The sequence below is a fragment of the Achromobacter animicus genome, assembly GCF_040775605.1.
GTDB lineage: Bacteria > Pseudomonadota > Gammaproteobacteria > Burkholderiales > Burkholderiaceae_B > Achromobacter > Achromobacter animicus.
Genome location: NZ_JAYGJK010000001.1, coordinates 3762294 through 3780759 on the forward strand (window position 1 = coordinate 3762294; position 18466 = coordinate 3780759).

Genomic DNA, 18466 nt, shown 5'->3' on the forward strand with positions numbered 1-18466 from the left:
GGATTAATCCTTCCCCACCACTCGCAGATGGGTGGGCGGTGGCGGCGGAGCAAATCGTCCGCCGCTTGCCGCCTTGTCCGCTGCTTGTTTCCTCGCGTCCTTTTTTCCTTGTTCCCCCATCTTTCCATGTACGTACGGGACCCAAGCCTTTGCGGCCTCCACGCGCAGCTTCATGTCCTGCTCGGGATCGTTTGCGACTGCCTTGAGAAATTCCAGGGGATCGGAGTACAGCTTGCCCAGATCCGGGAGCGAAACCTCCTTCCCTGCGGCTGCGGCATCTTCCTTCAGTTTGTTAACCTGGTTAACACGGCCCAGGGCTTCCTGGACGTCCTTGTCTTTCATCAGCCGGGACGCTGCAACGGCCGCCCCTTTTTCGCTGTAGCCCGCATGGATAGCGGCTTTAGCACCGGACAGGCCCGACTGCAACGCCTGCACAAAGCGGCGCTTTTTGTCGGTTAATGCCATTAACAATCTCGGTTAACAAATCCGGTTGAGGGGAAATTTTCTGCGCATGAGGGAACAGGTGGTTTCCAGTGTCGAGCCGCCCCAGACTTTCGACCCGCCCCCCCTGCCAGCCGCCCGACCACCGGCCGCCGCCCCTCTGCCGATGCCCCAGGGAGCCGCGCAGAGGCCCTGCAGAATGCCACGACGGACCGGGCGCGCCTCGGACTCGGCCTCGATGCAGAGGCGCCCTACGGCTTTCTGCTGGCGTGGACGGACAAACCGCGCCTGATCCAACGTTCCACCTTCGTCATGTCCGGCGTTGCGCCGGTCAGGCCTTCCGCGATGACGACGCCGACCAAGTACCAGCGCACCCACCACGCCACGCGAATGGAAAGCGTGACCGTGATCTGTGCCATTACGTCCGGCTCCTGTATCCCATGTCCTGCCGCGTCTTGGCGTCATGGCATCCGACCTTGCGGCCGTGCGCATCGCGCAAGACGCACAACACTTGCGAGTTCTCGTCGGTGTCGGCTCCACCATCGTTCAGGCTGACTTTGTGGTCCAGCTCGAACCCATACGGGTACACGGTCAGCGCGCCGCAGTGGGCGCAGTGTGGGTCAGCAGACCAGACGCGCAACCGGCGGTCTTGTAGCTTGCGACCCGTCATCCGCTTGGCGCTAACCGTGGGCGCAGCGGCCAGCCTGGGACCGGCCATTGCGAGGCGCGGCTTGAGTGTCGTGAGTTTCATGCCAACTCCCTCTGAGATCTAGGCCGGTGATATCCGCTACACACCCGTTCGACAGCGATGAGCGAACCTCGCACGCCATCCGATCCCGAGCCACCAAAAGACCCTAAACGGGGGGCATCAACACAAGTAAATGTATGTACAAAAAGTCCTTGCACACGCGACTTATTGTGCATACAATAACTGCATGGACATCACATTCGACCCCGCTAAAGACCTGAGCAACCAGCGTAAACATGGCGTTTCGCTCGCCGAGGCCAAAGGATTCGAATGGGATGACGCCCTAGTGCGCGAAGACATGCGCCGCGAGTACGGTGAGCGGCGCATGATCGCGCTGGGCTATATCGACGTGCGTCTGTACTGCGTCGTGTACGTGGACCGCAGTAACGAACGGCGCATCATCAGCCTGCGCAAGGCAAATTCGAGAGAGGTGAACCTTTATGCCGAAGCTTAAGCCGGGGACCATGGTCCCCACCCCCGAAGAAGACCAGGTCATCAACCGCGGCATCGCCGCCGACCCGGACACCTATGAACTTGGCTCCGCCGATCTGAAGCAGATGAAGAAGATCGGCAGGCCGAAGGCTGAGGTCACGAAGGAGCGCATCACCATCCGCCTGTCGCCCGACGTTCTGACATCAGCCAAACAGGAGGGCGACGGTTGGCAAACTCGCATGGACCAGAAATTGCGGGTCGTGTACAAGCCGCTGATCGCATACATCGGCGGCTCCATGGACGGCCTTCAACTGCACGTGGCCGGTTTCCCCCAAACCGCCATGGTTCAGTATCGGAACAGCGAAGATTTCCCGACGGATCCGATGCGGCGTGAAGAGTACGTGCGCAAATCTATCAGCCGGAAAGTTGGCGACCGCGAAGAAACCCGCGATTTTTTCGTGCTCAAGGGCATGAAAGCTAGCGAAGCGGCACGGCTGGCGAAAACGCGCCCCCTGCTGTGGCTTGACGAAGAATTGCAGGTTCACGAGGAAGACGGCGTGGCTGTCGTTCATGTCGATTTCTAGCACGGTGCCTGCTTTACCAGCCGCTCCCTTGGGCATCCGTGAACAAAAAACCCGCCAGCTGTCGCTTGGCGGGTTTCGGTGTACGCACTTATTCAAAGTGACTAAACAGGGTGGACTTTAGCAGAGAAAATTCAACCTTGCAACATGTTCAGTCGCATAGCCCCTTTGCCGACAGCAGATCGGCTGCGTACTCCATCGCCAGCGCTTCAACACCCTTCTGCCCCGCGCCACGCTCGCCCCCCTTCTGCTTGGTTGTCCGCGTGCCGTATAGCCAGAGCTTGATCTTTCCGTTGTGGTTCGTGGCGGTGGCCGCGCTCACCTGGGCGTGCGCCGCTGCCTCGGACAGCTTCACGTCTTTGCCGAAGTACCGCGCCACGATTGCGTCGCGCAGCACTCGCGGCGTGGGGTGAGATGAGAGTGCGCCACACACCGCAGCGTCGGAAATCTCGCGCACGGCTGCCAACCAGTCATGGCGATCCACTGTGCCCTGGCAGCACTTGCAGCGGTCTGACCGGGGCGCGAAGCGCGCGACGAGAATTGCACGGTAAAGGCGCGGCAGCTTTTCAAGCGCGCTGAAGATGTACGCCGCTTGTCCTGCGCCGTCGGTGCCGCCCAGCCCTTTTCCGGCCGCACCGCCCGGCGTCTCGGCCATACGCGCCATCATAGGTTTGTCGTACACCTGGTCCGTATGGTTGTAGGCGAACGTCAGCGCCGCATGGGCCGTCTTGAAAAGTCGGCTCTGCTGCTCTTCATAGGTCGCAGTCGAGGGGACGCGAGAAAGAGTCAAGGTAGTCATCAGATAATCCCCGGGGAATAAGTCACTTTCGCGGGCAGCATTTCCCGCATCCATTGCATAGCTGCTTCCCATCCCAGGGTGACGGTGTGCCGCCCCCGGACAGGAAAAATCTTCGGGTTCACGTCGTGCGCATCGACCATCACCGCTTCGCCGCGCGCCCCCGTCTGTCTGTAGATCAGCACCGGCACGCCCGCTGCCCCCGCCTGCTCCATGGCCTGACGCCACCAGGCAGGAAGGCAAAGCACGTTTGCGTGCTTGCATTCGATGCTGATACGCGCGAAGGCCGGTTCGTCGGCCACCACGTCGCTATCGCCGGCCTGATTGCGCACGCGACGGCGCCAGGTCGTTCCGGTCGCTTCCGTAAGCAGGTTGGCCACCTTGCGTTCATACAAGGCGCCTTTAGTTCTCTGCATCGCACTCATGCCCCGCCCCCGGCGTCCATCGGCGCGCCCAATGCGGCCTGCGCCATGCTCAGCACCGCCAGGGACGGCACCCGCCCGCCTTTCCGCTGTGCCTCGGCCAGGATGCGCTTTGCCCAGCGGCGCGGATCGCGGCCAGAGTCGTTCAAGATCGCGCCCGCGCCTATCGCCTTCAGTGCCTTCGCCGCCTCTTCGGGCGTGGCTTGCGTGGCCCCGGGAGCAGGCAGAGCAACGGCCGGCGCGGGGATGGCAGCCCATTCGCTTCGACTCAGTTCCTCCGAAAGCGCACGCTCCCAGCGGGACTGCATGACCGAATAGCCGCAGTTCAGCAGGTCATGCGACCCGACGCGTACAGCCGCCCAGTACACCGCCGGATGAGTCCATCGCCCCATTTCCCCACGGCGGCGCGCGGTCATCCCTGCAACGGCGTCGTGAAACGCGTTTTCCGGGATCAGGCCCGGCCGGCACGCCCGGATGAACTCGCCCACTGCGGGCGGCCAGTCGGGGAACATGCGGCGGCACGTGCGCAGCCCTTCGGCCACTTCCTGCGGCGTCACGCGATCTTCGTCCAGCGCCTCGGCCCACGCGGTCTTCCAGTTCTCGATACTCTGCATGTCCGGGAAGTCCTTCACCCAGCGCCCCCCGTACGTGCCCGAGAGCCGATTCCACAGGTGATCGATGAGGGAAATGCCTTCCAGCTTCGCCAGCGGCACGGCCCAGCCGGTCCGCTCACTCGTCGATTGTGCGACCATCGTCATAGTCGGAGCCTCCATGGGTGCGATTGCGGTTTACGTAGTCGGTCGGGTTGAACTTGCCGGGACGCTGGGCGCCCCCTGATGCCGTACCGCTGGGGGCGAACAGGCCTTGCCAGCTTTTGCCGATGGCGTTTTCGATGACCGCGGCGGGCGTGTGCCCCTGCTGGCGAAAGGTCGCCAGGTCCTTGACCTGCTGCCGTGCTGCTTCCTCGGTCAGTGGTTTGCGCAACTGCACGCGGTGGCGTACCCAGCGCTCCCACAGTTCCGAGTCCAACCAGGCGGGCAACTCCACACGCATCGGATCGAATCCAGACGAGCGCTTGCGCGCGGGTGACGGTTCTTGACGGTTCTTCTTTTGGTTCTTGACGGTTATATGCGGGTGCAACCCACTGCACCCTTTCACGTCGTCGTTTGCACCCTTTGCGCCGTCAGTTGCACCCTTTGTGCTGCCGTTTGCACCCTTTTCCGTGCCATCCGAAAAGGGTGCAATTTTTTCGTCTGCCCCTTTTTCGTCTTTCTTTGCGGGTGGAATTGCTTCTCCCCCGGCAAGCCACTCCGGCGAAATCCGATACTCCGAAGCTTGGCTGCGCCCACCGTTCCCAGAGTTCACAGCAATCAGCCAGCCGGCTTCGCGCATGCTCTTCAGTTGATACTGCACCGCGCGGACGGACTGGCGGGTCTTGACGGCCAAGGTCTCCACATAGGGAAAAATGTGCGTCCCGTCATCGTGCGCGTGGTCCGCCAGGGCAAGAGCAAGCAGCAACTCGCCCCCTCCGTTGCGGTAGCGCTCGAACACAGCGCCGAATACCTTTGCGCTCATTGCGCACCTCCATACAAAAGTTGATACCCGCGCTCCGCCTCTTCGGGCCACTTGCCCATAGCGATGATTCGCAAGCGCGTAAGGCGCAAGCCGGGGATGAAATAGGTGAGCTTCTGTTCCAGCGGTGCCGGCGATTGGTCTATGAACCAGTGGCAAGCGCCGCAGCCGAACGCAATGGCCCAGTCGTGCGCCTTGATGCCCTTTCCCTTGCCGTCGCGCAGCAGGTTGGAATGGCAGGCCACAGTGGTATCCGTGCCGCCCTGGCAGTACCTGGGCACGCGCAGCAAGCATTCCTCGCCTTTGGCAAGGTCCAGCAGCGACTGATTGCGATACACGGTCTTGGGCGGTTTCTTGCCCTTCTTGCGTGCCTTCATGGCCGCACGTGGTGGAGGCATCGGCGTTGCGCGCATCATCGGCGCACCACGCTTCAGCGGTGTCTTCTGCTTGAGGGGCGTCTTGCGTGTCAGCGACATTCCGCCCCCGCCTGCTTCTTGACGCGCCACCACGACGGAAACTTCCAGCCGTTCATGTGCCGCGTGACCAATCCGGCGCGTACTGCGTCGAACAGGAACGAATCGACGGCGCAGGCGGCAGCGTCGGCCCGGGACGTGCTCGGCCACGGGTCTACGGGCTTCAGAGCAGACTCTACAAGGGCGCGGAGCGATCCCAATTCAACACGACCGCGCGTGTCGATGATGGCCTGCTTGACCTGCTCCACCGTCTCAGGCGGCACGCGGTAGCCCCGGAACATATGCAGGCAGTCAGCCATAGATACCGCTCCACTTCACGAACGGCTTGCGCACGGCCTCATGGAACAGATTGGCCGCCTGGGCGTTGTGGTCCAGCTGGGCGCGGCTGGTGATGCCGCAGATGTCGCGGACGTACTGCGCCGCGTGCTGGCTCGCCGACACGCCGTCAGGGGCGGCGCCGATGCGGGAAACGACCCACCGCTGGAATTTCGCGCCGTTGCACATCATTGCAGCCGCGCGCGACAGCGCCGCCCCCTTGCGCTCCGTGGACGGCACACGCGGCCGTACAGCCGCCCCCGAAGTTCCGCGCATCAGCATGCCGCCCTCGCCTTATCCTGGGCGGCGCGGACAACATTGCGCTTGAGGCGTTGCGCCTTTTCAATGATCTTGTCGCACTCGATCATGATGGCGGCCGAATCATCGTCGCAGATACTGCCGTCGGCCACCGCCTCAACGGCCACCGCGGACAAGCGCCCATTCAGGCTGGACATCTCCAAAACCTTCGTGCGCACCGCCTCCACTTCATCGGCATGACGCGGAGCCGGCGGCAAGATGCTGGCGGCAACGCCGTAGCGCACGTTCAACGCCATCAGCCAGTCACGCGCGTGCTGCGCCCCCTCGGCCTTCTCCATCATCCATTCAGTCGATAGCTCGATCAGGTCCAAGGACATAGACTGGCCTTTGACCCGGCGCATCTTGGCTCGCAGCGTTTCGGGATGAATCGACACGCCTCGGCGGCTCGCCAGGAACATCGCCAGTTCCTCAACGCCCCCGGGGGTCTTCGTCACGCCGATGTACAGGGCATCATGCGGGTCAATCGGGTTGTATTTGCAGGTCATAGGGTCGTACCTTGAAATGCTGTGCGTATCAGGGTTTTGCTATTGCTCCGCTGCCCCTAAGATGCGCAGCATGAAAAGCAATCTTCAAACGTCCAAGGGTCCGATCTGGACCTTATCGATAGGCTTAGGCGACGCAGGCTCCGGCGCCGGTGGGTCTGTTGATTCGTGCGGATCATTGAAGAACCATGCCGCTTCGCCAGCCGCCAACTGGCGACTCGCCAAGCGCGCTCCGAAGGTGGCGGGCGCAACTCCGCGCGCGAAATCAGGCATGGTCCGGCCCCTCCATCTCAATGCCGCCCTCGTCCTCTGCGTCCGACTCATACGGCTGGCCGATCAGCTCGGGCCAAATTTCGCGCCAGTCATCGGGCCGCAATTCCTGCCGCCGGACTTTCCTGCCAAGAGCCAGTTCGATTCGTGAGCAGTACAGCTCCGGAATCTGCTTGTCCCGGCTCAGCCAATTCTTGATGCGTTGGGCCGATACGCCTATGAGTGAAGCGAGCGCAGCCTGGGAGCCGGCAACGCGGCAAGCGCGTCGTAAGGCGGGACGGTGGTCAGATTTCTTTTGCATTGGGCTCTTGTGCGACCGAAAGAGGAAAGCCCAAAGGTAAACGATTGTTGGAAATTGGTCAACGCTCGTTTATGGAAAATATAAACAATAGTTGATAAGGTGCGGGCCATGGCAATGGGCAACAACATCCGATTTCTCCGCTTGGCGCGGGGGCTCTCCCACGACTCTCTCGGCGAACTAGCTGGCACGAGCGGGCAGACCATCGTTCAATTGGAAAAGCGCGACAGTAAGAAGTCGGCTTACGCAGCCGCAATCGCGCGAGCGTTCAATCTTTCGCTCGAAGAACTGCAAGACGCTGAAATCGATGGATTGGACGCTGCGAAACGCGTGCTTGAGCAGGCAGATAGCCGCGCCCTCAATCCATTCGTGTATAGCCCCACTCTCCCCAGCCCCCCCTTGTCCGTTCAAGAACCGCAGCCCGAATACATAGGTCGGCGCCCTCCAACCAGGCTGTTGCCTGTTGTTGGTACGGCGCGACTCGGCGAGAACGGTTATTACGAACAATTGGCCTATCCGGCCGGGCATGGAGATGGATACGTGGAACACTCATCATCGGACCCTGACGCATACGTGCTTCAGGTGAGGGGCGACAGCATGGCCCCCGCGATCCGAAATCGTTGGTATGTGGCCGTTGAGCCGAACAGCGCCATCACTCCTGGCGAGTACGTTGCTGTGCAACTGAAAGACGGCAGGAAGATGGTGAAAGAGCTGCTCCTGCGCGACAAGGATGGCGGCGTAGAACTCATGTCTGTGAACGGGGGCACGCGCCTCAGCTTCCACCGGGACCAGATCGAATGCATTCAGGCAATCGGTGCTGTGATTCCGCCGAGCAAGCACCGCGAACACTAGCTCGCGCCCGCACGAAATAAACCCGCCCTCCACGGCGGGTTTTTTTTCGCCCTAAACAAACTTTTGATTGAAAGCACAAACAGTTGTTGACTAGCCCCGAACACGTGTTTACTATTCAAACCAACAAGTGTTTACCGCTCTTTAACAACTGAGGCCGCCCGCCCCCGCGAGGGAGGACGGGCGAAACAGGACAACCAACCAGGTGCCATCGCGCCCCCCGGTCCCTGTGTGCTTGGGCTTCCACAGCCAGGCAACGCCCAGCCGGGCGTGGCGACGATAACCCCGGCAAGCTTTACTTCTGCGAGGTCCTGTCCTTGGCCCTCTGGTAGCAGGCTCTGTACACCTCGTTTTCAAAGTCCCTAATCGCACGCTCTTTTGCCTCTTCAGAGGAATACCTGGGATCTTCAAAGGCCCATTCCACCAATGTTCTGCCGAACTCTCCATCGTCCGCCCTGCCCGGCTTCGAAAAGACGTCCATCAGCTCTGACATAGGCATGCCCGCCTGACGAGCCTGCATCACAGTTTTCCCCAGACTGGCCGAGACCGAGCATGCCTTCCGGTCCTCGGCGCTGACCGAAGCGCCGAACACGGTCGAAGTAGCAGCCAAAGCCACTGCCGCTGAAATCAGTCTTAAGTACACATCCGCTCCCCAAAGTTGCATTCATGCGGGAGTGTAACCAGCCGCTGCAAAGCGGGTTTCGGCCAGCGCTGCGAGTCAGCGCTTACCGAAGCATTCCCCCCATCCAGCGCATGCCCGCGCAAAGGAATCCCATGGAACTGAAAGTCAGTATCGACCTGGAAGCAGTTGTCGCCCAGGCAGTCGCCCCCGAAAAGCTCCAGCCCATCCTGGACAAGCACATCACCGAAGCGATCACCAGCGCCATCAGAGACGCAACGGGCTATCGCAGCAAGTTCAGAGAGGCCGTTGAAGTGCAGTTGGTGGAGGCGATGCCTCACGGGCTCCGTCTCGATGACGTGGCGAAGTTCCAGCAAGTGCTGAACGCGGCGCTTCAATCGGCAGTACACGGGCAAAACTCAGAAGCTGTGTGCGCAGCCCTCGCCGAAGCAGCGAAAGCCGCCCTCCCGGAAGTGCCTCCCGTCGTCAAGATGTCGGAACTGATGACCGCCGCACGCGAAGGCATGCTTTATTCCGATGAGCGGAAGGCCTTTTACGCCCATTTCGAACAATCAAGTTCCGGCGGCGGCTGGCTGTACCTGGACGAAAACGAAAAGCCCGGCAAGGGCTACGGTCTTGACGGTGGAAAGTACAGCGCGAAGTACCACCTCGCATTTCAAAAGGACGGCAGCGTCTATGCCTTGCGACTCGGCGAGCAACAGATCACACCAGCGAGCCGGCCGGACGTCATCAGCTATTTCGACGCAATGCTCATGTCCATGTACGTCGGCCGCACCCGCCTGGAACTGGACATGTCCCCCGATGATGTGGAGTCGGCCGCTTCCGAGCAGTACGACGACTGATCCCCGCGGGTCGAATGCGGCGCACTCTAAGAATCTCGGCGAACGCGGCAAGGCTCCAAACGTACCGGGTGCGGGCAGTCACCATGTGACTGTAGGTCCCAACCGATGCCAACCATGCACTTGCCCGCCAGTATCTCAAGAGACTTGGGACGGTCTATCACCCGTCCCACGCGCACTCTCGTTCGCGGGTTAGCCGCGTTCAAGTTGGTGCTTCCTGGCGTTTGCGTTCTAGGTTCCCTTTAGGCTGGCGCTCATCCGTGATAGCGAATGCGCTGGATAGGGAAGTCCAAAAATTGGGTCAAGAAGGCCTCCTTTTTGGGTCCCAAGTGAACCCTGATCGCTTTTTTAACCGTAGTGCCAATGGCGGTCAATCGCCCCTGTCTCTATCCACCACCACCGGAGCAATGCCATGCTCGAAGCACTCGTACGCATCATCGAAGAACTGATCGACGTCTTTAACTTCGGTAGCTCGATCAATAAGTAGCCGACGTACCAACGAGATTGCCTTTCTGTTTCAACAAACGTTCGCCACGGGCCAGCGACAACTTGAAGAACTATTTCTCGTGCGGGCCGCCGGTCAGCGCAATTAGGTACTGCTGCAACCGCGTGTCGTGTTTATCAATCTCTAGCCTCAATATGTCGGGATTCGGCGGAGCTGCACGCATTTCATAAACGTAATGATTAAGCCGGGCGGGCGCTTGGGCTTCCTTCAGCTGTTGGGCTAGCCCAGCCCTCCGCGCACTAGACAGAGTTTGGAAGGAGCGGAGTACGCGGTCTTGCGCCTCCGTGGGCATTTCTTCGACGACCGACTGCAGGAGAGCGAAAAGTAGCTCAATTTGGCAATCGATATCTATATCTCGGCTAGTTCGCACAAGAGTCTCCGCTAAATCAAGTTTCGTTGAGAGCTGGCAACGTAACACAGACGCGAATTTTGCAGCAGCAGGGGATATCAAGGCGCTGCCGCTTTCCTCCAAAGCGGATTCCGAACGTGTGCCGGCGCCGAGACGCCACCGGCGCTGAAAGTGACTTTCAGGATCTACCCGGGCTTCCGACCCGCTTCCCCGAGCTGACCACCGCGCAACTCTGCGCAGATCCCCATGACCTTGACAGAAACCCTCGCCTGGGGCCTGGGCCTGCTCGCGTTCGCGCGGCTGGTGCTGGCACCGCTCGGCGACTACCTCTCCCGCCGCCACGCCGCGGCAGATCCCTGGAACCCGACATGAACACCATCAGCGCAAGCGCGCCCCAGGTGCGCCATCGCCACCCCATCACTATCAAGCAGGCGGCCCGCAAGCTGGGCGCCCTGATCGCTCCCCGCGACCACGCCGGCAAGGGCAACTGGAACGACGACGCGGATATCCCGCTGTGGGCATGGCCCGCCAGCTGGGCGCTGGCCGCGTTCTTCCTCTTCGGCCCGACGGTCCTGGGCTGGTTGCTGCGGGCGGTCACATGAACGGGATCGACTTCATTCTGAGGGATCGAACCGGCTGGACACCGTCGGTCCCGGCGCCCCGCCGCCGGTTGCGCTGGGCCACGCCGAAGCGCGAAGCCATGCGACCCGAGGAAGTCGCGTTCATCAAGGGCGCGAAGGGCCGCCTTACCGCGAAGGAGCTGGGCGATTGCTGCGGCGTTTCTGCGCAGACCATCAGCAACATTTGGAGCGGTCGCTGCCCTGCCGTTCCTGTCCTCCGCCCCATCCCCGTCCGGCCGAAGCGCAAGTAGCCGCTGCCGCACTCAAACCCAATCGAAGGTCGCACCTATGTGGTTCAGAAATCTGAAGATTTACCGCCTGTCCGCTCCCCTTTCCGACTATGCAGAACAGCTGCAGGCGGGCCTCAAGCGCCACGCGTTCCAGTCCGGCAACAACCTCGAAATGCAGTCCATCGGCTGGATCGCACCACGCGAAGGCGGCGAGCTCGCCCACCCCGTGGCCGGCCGGTTCCTGCTCACCATGCGAGCCGAGAAGAAGCTGCTGCCCGGCACCGTGATCAACCAAGTCGCCAAGGCCCGCGCCCAGGAAATCGAAGAGCAGCAAGGCTACAAGCCCGGCCGCAAGCAGATGAAGGAAATTAAGGAACGCGCCATGGATGAACTCCTGCCGCGCGCCTTCAGTATCTACCGCGATACCCGCGTGTGGATCGATCCGGTGGGCCGCTGGCTGGTGATCGACACCGCCTCATCGGCTAAGGCAGACGAGGTCATAGGCCTGCTGGCGAAGACGGTTGACCCCATGCCGTTGGAAAACCTGTACGTCGCGCAGTCGCCCGCCTCTGCAATGACGGGTTGGCTGGCCGAGGACGAAGCGCCGTCCAACTTCACCATCGACCAGGACACCGAGCTGCGCTCGTCTGGCACGAGCGGCGCGGCGGTCCGCTACCTCAAGCATTCCATCGACGCGGAGGACGCGCGCCGGCACATCCAGTCCGGCAAGCAATGCACCCGCCTCGCCATGACCTGGGCCGACCGCATTTCGTTCGTTCTGACCGAAAGCCTCGATATCCGCCGTGTCTCGCCACTGGACGTGCTGAAGGAAGGCACGGACTACGCGCAGAACGATGACGAGAAGTTCGACTCCGACATGGTTCTTATGACCGGCGAGCTCGCCAAAATGCTTGCCGAGCTGGTGGAAGCGCTCGGCGGCGAGATGAAATTCTGATTCCTGGAGACCCCATGACCGAATCCACCGCCCCCGTTTCCTTCCGGCAGAAGATCCTCTCGAAAGAAATCAAGCGCGCCCACGCAATGCAGGTTCGGTATGAGGATCTGCATATCGAGCCCGGTTTCAACCTGCGCACCCCTATCGAACTTTTGGACGGCGAAGAGCGCGAACAGGCCGAGGCTGACGACGAGGCGCTGTTTCAACACATCATGTCGGGCGGCAAGATTCCGCCGCTTGAAGTCCGCCCCCGGCCCGCGGGTGGCGTGTGGCTGGTAGACGGCCACCGTCGCCATGCTCAGATCGGCCGAGCGATTGCCGCTGGCGCGCCACTGCACGACAAGGACGGCGATGTCTGGATCGACGTGGCCGCATTCGAAGGCAACGACGCCGACCGCACCGCCCGCGTCATCAGCAGCGCTCAGGGCCGGCACCTGACCCCGCTCGAAACCGCCTTCGGCTACGCCAAGCTGGCGGGCTTCAAATGGGACAACGAACGCATCAGCCGCCTGGAACACGTGTCGCCCCAATGGGTCGGCAAGATGATCGCGCTGGCCCACGCCAACAGCGATGTGCATGCCCTGGTGCGGTCCGGCGCGGTAAAGGCGTCCACCGCCATCGAAGCAGTTGCCAAGTATGGCGAAGGTGCTGGCGCCTTCCTGCAAGGCGAGTTTGAGAAAGCCAAGGCTTCCGGCAAGTCCCGCGTGACGCCCAGCACCATCCACGGCCGCGCTCTGCCGCGCAAGGTGCTCTCCCCGCTCATCAGCGGCGTGGACACGTTCATGCAGGGCCTCGACGCCAACCAGCGCGCAACCCTTCTGGACATCCAAGAAGGCCGCGTAGCCGCCGAAACCATCACCATCCCCGCCGCCGCCCTGCTCGACCTGTTCCAGGCGCATGGAGCGGTCGAAACTGTCCGCGCCAAGCAGGCGGAGAAGCAACGCCGTCAGGCCGAGGCCGCGGCAACCGCCAGCCAAGCCGAAATCCCCACCGCAGAGGATGCCCACGCATGAACGCCCCCGACAACCTTGACGACCTGGACGACGTCGACCTGGCCGCCCTCTCGACCCGCGTCCTCCATGACATCGTCGCCAAGATGACCCCGGAAGACCGCCAGCGCTATCGCGACGCCCTCGACGCCGCGGACGCGCCCCTCCGCAGTTTCCTGGGCGCCGCCCTGGGTACGCCTGACACGTCGCCTTCCGCCCCCGGCCAAAAATGCGCAATCTGCCGCGGCGCATTCTCCGGCATGTCTTGGGACACGCTCTGCCCTTCGTGCTGGGAAGCGAACCTCAGGAAGGATTCGGCCGCACGCCGTGCCCGCGTCGGCAGTGATACACGGAAGCCGGATTTCGCCCGTGCTGAGCAGGTCATGCAGGATTACGTGGCCGGCTATGAAATGTGCGGTGAAGATCAGGGCGGCAGGGACGCCATCCATACGCCCACAGAAGGCGAGCGTGCGCTGATCATTGACGCGATCCGCGGTCTGATGGCCGAACCGGAGTTCGTCGCCGCGCTTTCCGACCCTCAGCAGCAGGAGGGGTGATGCGGTTCCTCAGCGTGTGCAGCGGCATCGAGGCAGCAAGCGTGGCGTGGAACCCGCTGGGATGGAAGGCCGTCGCCTTCAGCGAAATCGAACCCTTCCCCTGCGCCGTCCTCGCCCACCACTACCCCGACACGCCCAACTGGGGCGATATGACCAAGTACAAGGAATGGCCTGATGTCGCAATTGACCTTCTTTGCGGAGGAACCCCCTGCCAATCCTTCAGCGTTGCAGGACTTCGAAAGGGACTGGATGACCCGCGTGGCAACCTCATGCTTACCTTTGGTGCCATTGCTGCAAAGTACCGCCCCAAATGGCTGGTATGGGAGAACGTCCCCGGTGTCTTGTCGAGCAACAAAGGCAAGGATTTTGGAACCTTCCTCGGGATGCTGGGCGAACTCGGGTATGGGTTCGCCTACCGAGTTCTTGACGCTCAGTTCTTTGGAGTACCCCAGCGACGCCGTCGTGTGTTCGTTGTCGGATGTCTTGGAGACTGGCGTAGTGCCGCAGCGGTACTTTTTGAGCGCCACGGCTTGTCGGGGGATCCTGCGCCGGGCAGAAAAACGCGGCAAGGCCTTGCCCCAACCCTTAGCGCACGCACTAAAGGCGGTGGCGGGCTCGGAACCGACTTCGATTGCGACGGCGGATTAATCGCCCGTTGCTTGACGCGCGGATCAGGCGGCGGTCAGAGGTATGACGCTGAGAGCGAGACGCTGATCGCCCACACGCTGCTTGGAAAACCCAACAGTTCGCACGCAGCAGACCAAGACACGTACATAGCCCACAGCTTGCGCGGCGAAGGCTTTGATGCGCGCGAAGATGGCACGGGTCGTGGCACGTGTCGTGGCACACCTTTGGTCCCGGTGGCATTTGCGCAGAACCAGCGCGACGAAGTGCGGTTGATGAACGTGGCTGGAGCTCTTGCTGCCGAACCGGGCGCCAAACAGCAGACCTACGTTGCAACACCGACGATCGGCTTCGACTGCAAGTCCAGCGGGCAGAACGGCTTCGGCATCGGGCTGGAGGTGGCCGGGACGCAGCGCGCGATGTCACACGCAGACAGCCACACCAACGGAGGCGGCCATCAAGCGGTCGCATACAGCACTAAGCTGCACACCACGCAGAGCAATCAGGCCGGCAAGGTCTACCAGGAATACACCGCCGGACTTGACCGGAACAGCCCGCCACCAGCGCTGCTCACCGCAATGCAGGTCCGGCGCCTGACGCCCGAAGAATGCGAAGCGCTACAAGCATACCCGCGCAATTACACCCGCATTGGCTGGCGCGGCAAGCCGCCACAAGATTGCCCAGACGGCCCTCGCTACAAAGCGCTTGGCAATTCCTGGTGCGTGACCAACGTGCGATGGATCGGCGAACGGATTGATCGCGTGAATCAAATCATGGAGGCAGCATGACCACCAACACCCCCGCCCCGGCGCAGGAGGCCGTCCAAGCCCTGCGCGACCTGCGCCTAGGCGTAGAAATGGACCGCCACAATCTGGACGACGGCGACATCAAGATCCGCGCCCTTGATGCCGCTATCGAAGCGCTGTCTAAGCTGCGCGCCACTGTAGCCGCGCCCGAGGGTAACGCTGACGCGTGGCTCACCCTGGACGAAGAGGACAGCCCGTGCATGCTTTTCTTCCGCAAGGAGGAAGCGCGGACCTATTGCAACCCGGACGAAGAACCGATTGCTCTGGTCCGCGCGGACAGACCACGCCCCCAAGATACCGGCGGAGCTGTGCGCATTCCATTTCCGACACACCTTCGCAAGATGTGGTCGGGCGGCGAGGTGCAAGCCTGGCTGGACGAGCATCAGGGCGTGACCGCCCCCAAGCCCAGCGCCAAGGGCAGCTTGGAGCGCTACGGGAAGTGGCTAGCGGCGCAGGCCAGCGAGGCGCAATGTTCCTGCCCCAGCGGCGACGGCTCCCTAAGCTGGCCGTGCGCGAAACACCCGCAGGCAACGCATCATGAATGAAGCATTACCGCATCGAATGCACCATTAAAGGAGCACTAATGGCAAGGTTCGTGACCATTGAAAAGGCGGCCGAGCTTACCGGATACTCTCCCGATGCGATCCGCTCCAAGAAGCGCGACGGCATCTGGCGGGAAGGACACGAATGGGTGGAAGCCCCAGACGGCCGAATTCTCATCGACATGGAAGGATATGAAAAATGGGTAGAGACGGACGGGGTGTTAAAGCCGCCTCGGAAAGCAGCATCGAAATCACGTTTCAATACAAGGGCCGTCGGTGCCGTGAGCGTATCCCGCTCAAGCCCACTCCCGCTAACCTGAAGCGCGCCGAGCAGCACCGCGCCGCCATCCTGCATGCCATAGCGACCGGAGTTTTCGACTACGCCGCTACCTTTCCGAACAGCCAACGCGCCGGAGTGTTCGCGGAAAGCCCGGCGCAGGTCTTGTCAGTGGAAAAGTACCTGGAGGGCTGGTTGGACGTGCGCAAGCCTACGCTCAAATCCAGCACATACCAGGGATATCGCAGCATCGTCGACGGGCAGCTAATCCCTCAGTTCGGGGCCTGCATGCTAGCCGGCCTCAAATGGCAGGCGATCAAAGCATGGTTGGCAGGTCTCGGCGGCGACAAGCCTGTCACCAACAAGAGACTGACGAACATCCAAAGCTGCCTGCGCTCAGCCCTCAACGATGCAGTTGAAGACGAGGTATTGGCCGAGAATTGCATGCGCGGGCGCCACTACCGCCGCCAAGAGCAGCCAGCGGAGGAAGGGGAAGACGATGATGTGGACCCATTCACCCCGGAAGAACAGGCGGCCATTCTTGCGAAACTCCCTGACCAGACGCGCAACTATGCGCGCTTCGCTTTGTGGACTGGGCTCCGACCAAGCGAACAGATCGCGTTGAATTGGTCCGATATCGACTTCGCCCGTGGTGTCATCCTGGTTCGCAAGGCGATCACCCGAGCGGCGAAGGGCGTTGCCGAAGTGCCCAAAACGAGGTCCAGTCGGCGAGAGGTGAAGCTGCTGGCGCCGGCCTTGCAGGCGATCAATGATCAGAAGGCGCACACATGGGTCGGAGCCGAACCGCATGGAGAGATTTTCCGCAATCCGGGCACCGGTGAACGGTGGTCTAGCAGCCAAGGGGTTCAGAAGATATGGGCCACGGCTCTCAAGCGCGCCTGCGTGCGCTACCGTCGCCCCTATCAGATGCGACACACGTTCGCCAGCATGATGCTGTCTGCGGGGGAACATCCGATGTGGGTCGCGCAGCAGATGGGGCACAAAGACTGGGCCATGATCATCCGCGTTTACGGAAAGTGGATGCCGTCTGCGGATCCGGATGCCGGCGGCAAGGCGGTCGATCTGTTTGGCGAAAAGCTGGCATTAAGCCGTCATTCCGTAGCCAAAACAGCCCCAAAAAGCCCCAAAACAATGACAGGCTAAAAACCTAAATAATTGATTTTATTGGGGTTTAGTGGTGCGAAGGAGGGGACTCGAACCCCTACACCTGTTACGGCGTCAGGACCTAAACCTGGTGCGTCTACCAATTTCGCCACCTTCGCAATAGGCCAAGCCCGCTATTGTAGCTTGCTTGTTAAAATCTTGCGTCATGAATCCGCGCCTCGATGCCCTACACCCCTACCCGTTCGAAAAACTGCGGGCTTTGCTGGCCTCCGCCAGCTCGCAACCGGACGGTATTGCGCCCATCAACCTGTCGATCGGCGAGCCCAAACACGCCGCGCCGGAGCGCGTCGCGCAAGCCATCCGCGACAGCATGGCCGGGCTGTCGGTCTACCCCTCCACGAAGGGCGATCCGGCATTGCGCCGCGCGATTTCCGAATGGCTGGCGCGCCGCTACAGCATCCCGGCGCCTGATGCCGACACGCAGGTGCTGCCGGCACTCGGATCGCGCGAGGCGCTGTTTGCATTCACCCAGACCGTGATCGATCCGTCGGCAGGTTCGGTGGTGATCTGCCCCAATCCGTTCTATCAGATCTACGAAGGCGCCACGCTGCTGGCGGGCGCAACGCCCTACTTCGTCAACGCCGATCCGGTGCGCAATTTCGGCAGCGACTGGAACCAGGTGCCGGACGACATCTGGAAGAAGACGCGCCTGGTGTTCGTGTGTTCGCCGGGCAATCCCGCGGGCAACGTGATGTCGCTGGAAGAATGGAAAACCCTGTTCGAATTGTCCGACCGCTACGGCTTCGTGATTGCGTCGGACGAGTGTTATTCCGAGATCTACCTGGACGAAGGCGATCCCCCGCTGGGCGGTTTGCAGGCGGCGCGCCGCCTGGGCCGGGACGACTACCGCAATCTGGTGGCGTTTTCCAGCCTGTCCAAGCGCTCCAACGTGCCGGGTTTGCGCTCCGGGTTCGTGGCCGGCGATGCCGCGCTGATCGGCCGTTTTCTGCTGTATCGCACGTATCATGGCAGTGCGATGAGCCCGATCGTGTCCGCGGCCAGTATTGCCGCGTGGACGGACGAGACCCACGTGAAGGAAAACCGGCGCCAGTACCGCGAGAAATTCGATGCGGTCGTGCCCATCCTGCAGAAGGTGCTGGATGTGTCACGGCCGCAAGCTTCGTTTTATCTGTGGGCGGCAACGCCCGGTTCGGATACGGCGTTCGTGCGCGACCTCTATGGCCGCACCGGTGTTACCGTGCTGCCGGGCAGTTTCCTGGCGCGCGAGGCCCATGGCTTCAATCCGGGCCAGGGACGCATCCGCATCGCCCTGGTGGCGCCTTTGGCCGACTGCGTGCAGGCGGCCGAGCGCATCGCCCATTTTGTACATACCTCTGTTTGACCAACCTTT

At 61.8% G+C, this 18466-nt stretch carries 27 protein-coding genes and 1 tRNA gene; 14 read left to right on the forward strand and 14 right to left on the reverse strand.

Annotated features, from left to right (window positions below; translation table 11 throughout):
• Positions 1-3 precede the first annotated feature (3 nt).
• From AB3147_RS17160 to AB3147_RS17170, 3 genes are all read right to left on the reverse strand, one after another.
• Complete coding sequence (locus AB3147_RS17160) at positions 4-465, reverse strand: terminase small subunit (RefSeq protein WP_367352539.1); 462 nt, start codon at positions 463-465, stop codon at positions 4-6.
• A gap of 227 nt (positions 466-692) precedes the next feature.
• The gene (locus AB3147_RS17165) at positions 693-860 is read right to left on the reverse strand and encodes a hypothetical protein (protein WP_367352540.1); all 168 of its coding nucleotides are present in this window, start codon (positions 858-860) and stop codon (positions 693-695) included.
• On the reverse strand, positions 860-1192 hold the full coding sequence (locus tag AB3147_RS17170; RefSeq protein ID WP_367352541.1) for an HNH endonuclease signature motif containing protein: 333 nt from the start codon (positions 1190-1192) through the stop codon (positions 860-862). Before AB3147_RS17170 ends, AB3147_RS17165 begins: the two co-directional genes overlap by 1 nt.
• A 184-nt stretch (positions 1193-1376) precedes the next feature.
• Here AB3147_RS17170 and AB3147_RS17175 point away from each other — a divergent pair, with 184 nt between their 5' ends.
• Positions 1377-1643: a BrnT family toxin gene (locus tag AB3147_RS17175; protein ID WP_367352542.1), complete on the forward strand. Its 267-nt coding sequence runs from the start codon at positions 1377-1379 to the stop codon at positions 1641-1643.
• Positions 1630-2205, forward strand: coding sequence for a BrnA antitoxin family protein (locus tag AB3147_RS28285; protein WP_438860983.1), 576 nt, complete (start codon positions 1630-1632; stop codon positions 2203-2205). The genes AB3147_RS17175 and AB3147_RS28285 overlap by 14 nt, the downstream gene beginning before the upstream one ends.
• A gap of 148 nt (positions 2206-2353) precedes the next feature.
• Here AB3147_RS28285 and AB3147_RS17185 read toward each other — a convergent pair whose 3' ends face one another.
• From AB3147_RS17185 to AB3147_RS17225, 9 genes are all read right to left on the reverse strand, one after another.
• Positions 2354-3001, reverse strand: coding sequence for a hypothetical protein (locus AB3147_RS17185; RefSeq protein ID WP_367352543.1), 648 nt, complete (start codon positions 2999-3001; stop codon positions 2354-2356).
• Positions 3001-3423, reverse strand: a complete 423-nt coding sequence (locus tag AB3147_RS17190) for a putative PDDEXK endonuclease (protein WP_367352544.1) — start codon at positions 3421-3423, stop codon at positions 3001-3003. Before AB3147_RS17190 ends, AB3147_RS17185 begins: the two co-directional genes overlap by 1 nt.
• Entirely contained in the window at positions 3420-4178 is a 759-nt protein-coding gene (locus tag AB3147_RS17195) for a replication protein P (RefSeq protein ID WP_367352545.1), read from the reverse strand. The genes AB3147_RS17190 and AB3147_RS17195 overlap by 4 nt, the downstream gene beginning before the upstream one ends.
• A complete protein-coding gene (locus AB3147_RS17200) occupies positions 4150-4995 on the reverse strand; it encodes a helix-turn-helix domain-containing protein (protein ID WP_367352546.1) in 846 nt (281 codons plus the stop codon). Before AB3147_RS17200 ends, AB3147_RS17195 begins: the two co-directional genes overlap by 29 nt.
• Positions 4992-5468 carry a nuclease domain-containing protein gene (locus AB3147_RS17205; protein ID WP_367352547.1) on the reverse strand — a complete coding sequence of 159 codons (477 nt, stop codon included), beginning with the start codon at positions 5466-5468 and terminating at the stop codon, positions 4992-4994. The genes AB3147_RS17200 and AB3147_RS17205 overlap by 4 nt, the downstream gene beginning before the upstream one ends.
• Entirely contained in the window at positions 5459-5764 is a 306-nt protein-coding gene (locus AB3147_RS17210; RefSeq protein WP_367352548.1) for a hypothetical protein, read from the reverse strand. The genes AB3147_RS17205 and AB3147_RS17210 overlap by 10 nt, the downstream gene beginning before the upstream one ends.
• The gene (locus AB3147_RS17215) at positions 5757-6056 is read right to left on the reverse strand and encodes a hypothetical protein (RefSeq protein WP_367352549.1); all 300 of its coding nucleotides are present in this window, start codon (positions 6054-6056) and stop codon (positions 5757-5759) included. Before AB3147_RS17215 ends, AB3147_RS17210 begins: the two co-directional genes overlap by 8 nt.
• Positions 6056-6583: a hypothetical protein gene (locus tag AB3147_RS17220; RefSeq protein ID WP_367352550.1), complete on the reverse strand. Its 528-nt coding sequence runs from the start codon at positions 6581-6583 to the stop codon at positions 6056-6058. Before AB3147_RS17220 ends, AB3147_RS17215 begins: the two co-directional genes overlap by 1 nt.
• A 262-nt stretch (positions 6584-6845) precedes the next feature.
• Positions 6846-7151 carry a transcriptional regulator gene (locus AB3147_RS17225; protein WP_367352551.1) on the reverse strand — a complete coding sequence of 102 codons (306 nt, stop codon included), beginning with the start codon at positions 7149-7151 and terminating at the stop codon, positions 6846-6848.
• Positions 7152-7259: 108 nt separating this feature from the next.
• Between AB3147_RS17225 and AB3147_RS17230 the strand changes: the two genes are divergently transcribed.
• Positions 7260-8000, forward strand: a complete 741-nt coding sequence (locus AB3147_RS17230; protein WP_367352552.1) for a S24 family peptidase — start codon at positions 7260-7262, stop codon at positions 7998-8000.
• Positions 8001-8292: 292 nt separating this feature from the next.
• Here AB3147_RS17230 and AB3147_RS17235 read toward each other — a convergent pair whose 3' ends face one another.
• On the reverse strand, positions 8293-8640 hold the full coding sequence (locus tag AB3147_RS17235) for a hypothetical protein (protein WP_367352553.1): 348 nt from the start codon (positions 8638-8640) through the stop codon (positions 8293-8295).
• A 131-nt stretch (positions 8641-8771) separates the two neighbouring features.
• On the opposite strand from AB3147_RS17235, the gene AB3147_RS17240 reads away from it, so the two are divergent.
• The 10 genes from AB3147_RS17240 (at position 8772) to AB3147_RS17285 (ending at position 17094) form a co-directional block, all read left to right on the forward strand.
• A complete protein-coding gene (locus AB3147_RS17240; protein ID WP_367352554.1) occupies positions 8772-9479 on the forward strand; it encodes a hypothetical protein in 708 nt (235 codons plus the stop codon).
• Positions 9480-10576: 1097 nt separating this feature from the next.
• Positions 10577-10702, forward strand: a complete 126-nt coding sequence (locus AB3147_RS17245) for a hypothetical protein (RefSeq protein ID WP_255452413.1) — start codon at positions 10577-10579, stop codon at positions 10700-10702.
• Positions 10699-10932 carry a hypothetical protein gene (locus AB3147_RS17250; RefSeq protein WP_367352555.1) on the forward strand — a complete coding sequence of 78 codons (234 nt, stop codon included), beginning with the start codon at positions 10699-10701 and terminating at the stop codon, positions 10930-10932. The genes AB3147_RS17245 and AB3147_RS17250 overlap by 4 nt, the downstream gene beginning before the upstream one ends.
• A complete protein-coding gene (locus AB3147_RS17255) occupies positions 10929-11201 on the forward strand; it encodes a hypothetical protein (protein ID WP_367352556.1) in 273 nt (90 codons plus the stop codon). The genes AB3147_RS17250 and AB3147_RS17255 overlap by 4 nt, the downstream gene beginning before the upstream one ends.
• A 37-nt stretch (positions 11202-11238) precedes the next feature.
• On the forward strand, positions 11239-12135 hold the full coding sequence (locus AB3147_RS17260) for a recombination-associated protein RdgC (protein ID WP_367352557.1): 897 nt from the start codon (positions 11239-11241) through the stop codon (positions 12133-12135).
• Positions 12136-12149: 14 nt separating this feature from the next.
• Positions 12150-13148 (forward strand): ParB/RepB/Spo0J family partition protein, encoded by a 999-nt coding sequence (locus AB3147_RS17265; protein ID WP_367352558.1) that lies wholly within the window; start codon positions 12150-12152, stop codon positions 13146-13148.
• Positions 13145-13681 carry a hypothetical protein gene (locus AB3147_RS17270; RefSeq protein WP_367352559.1) on the forward strand — a complete coding sequence of 179 codons (537 nt, stop codon included), beginning with the start codon at positions 13145-13147 and terminating at the stop codon, positions 13679-13681. The genes AB3147_RS17265 and AB3147_RS17270 overlap by 4 nt, the downstream gene beginning before the upstream one ends.
• Positions 13681-15093: a DNA cytosine methyltransferase gene (locus AB3147_RS17275; protein ID WP_367352560.1), complete on the forward strand. Its 1413-nt coding sequence runs from the start codon at positions 13681-13683 to the stop codon at positions 15091-15093. Before AB3147_RS17270 ends, AB3147_RS17275 begins: the two co-directional genes overlap by 1 nt.
• The gene (locus AB3147_RS17280; RefSeq protein WP_367352561.1) at positions 15090-15656 is read left to right on the forward strand and encodes a hypothetical protein; all 567 of its coding nucleotides are present in this window, start codon (positions 15090-15092) and stop codon (positions 15654-15656) included. Before AB3147_RS17275 ends, AB3147_RS17280 begins: the two co-directional genes overlap by 4 nt.
• Positions 15657-15852: 196 nt before the next feature.
• Positions 15853-17094, forward strand: a complete 1242-nt coding sequence (locus AB3147_RS17285; protein ID WP_367352562.1) for an Arm DNA-binding domain-containing protein — start codon at positions 15853-15855, stop codon at positions 17092-17094.
• Positions 17095-17126: 32 nt separating this feature from the next.
• Here AB3147_RS17285 and AB3147_RS17290 read toward each other — a convergent pair.
• Positions 17127-17213 (reverse strand) — tRNA-Leu (locus AB3147_RS17290).
• Positions 17214-17260: 47 nt separating this feature from the next.
• Between AB3147_RS17290 and dapC the strand changes: the two genes are divergently transcribed.
• Positions 17261-18457 carry a succinyldiaminopimelate transaminase gene (dapC, locus tag AB3147_RS17295; RefSeq protein WP_175123429.1) on the forward strand — a complete coding sequence of 399 codons (1197 nt, stop codon included), beginning with the start codon at positions 17261-17263 and terminating at the stop codon, positions 18455-18457.
• Positions 18458-18466 lie beyond the last annotated feature (9 nt).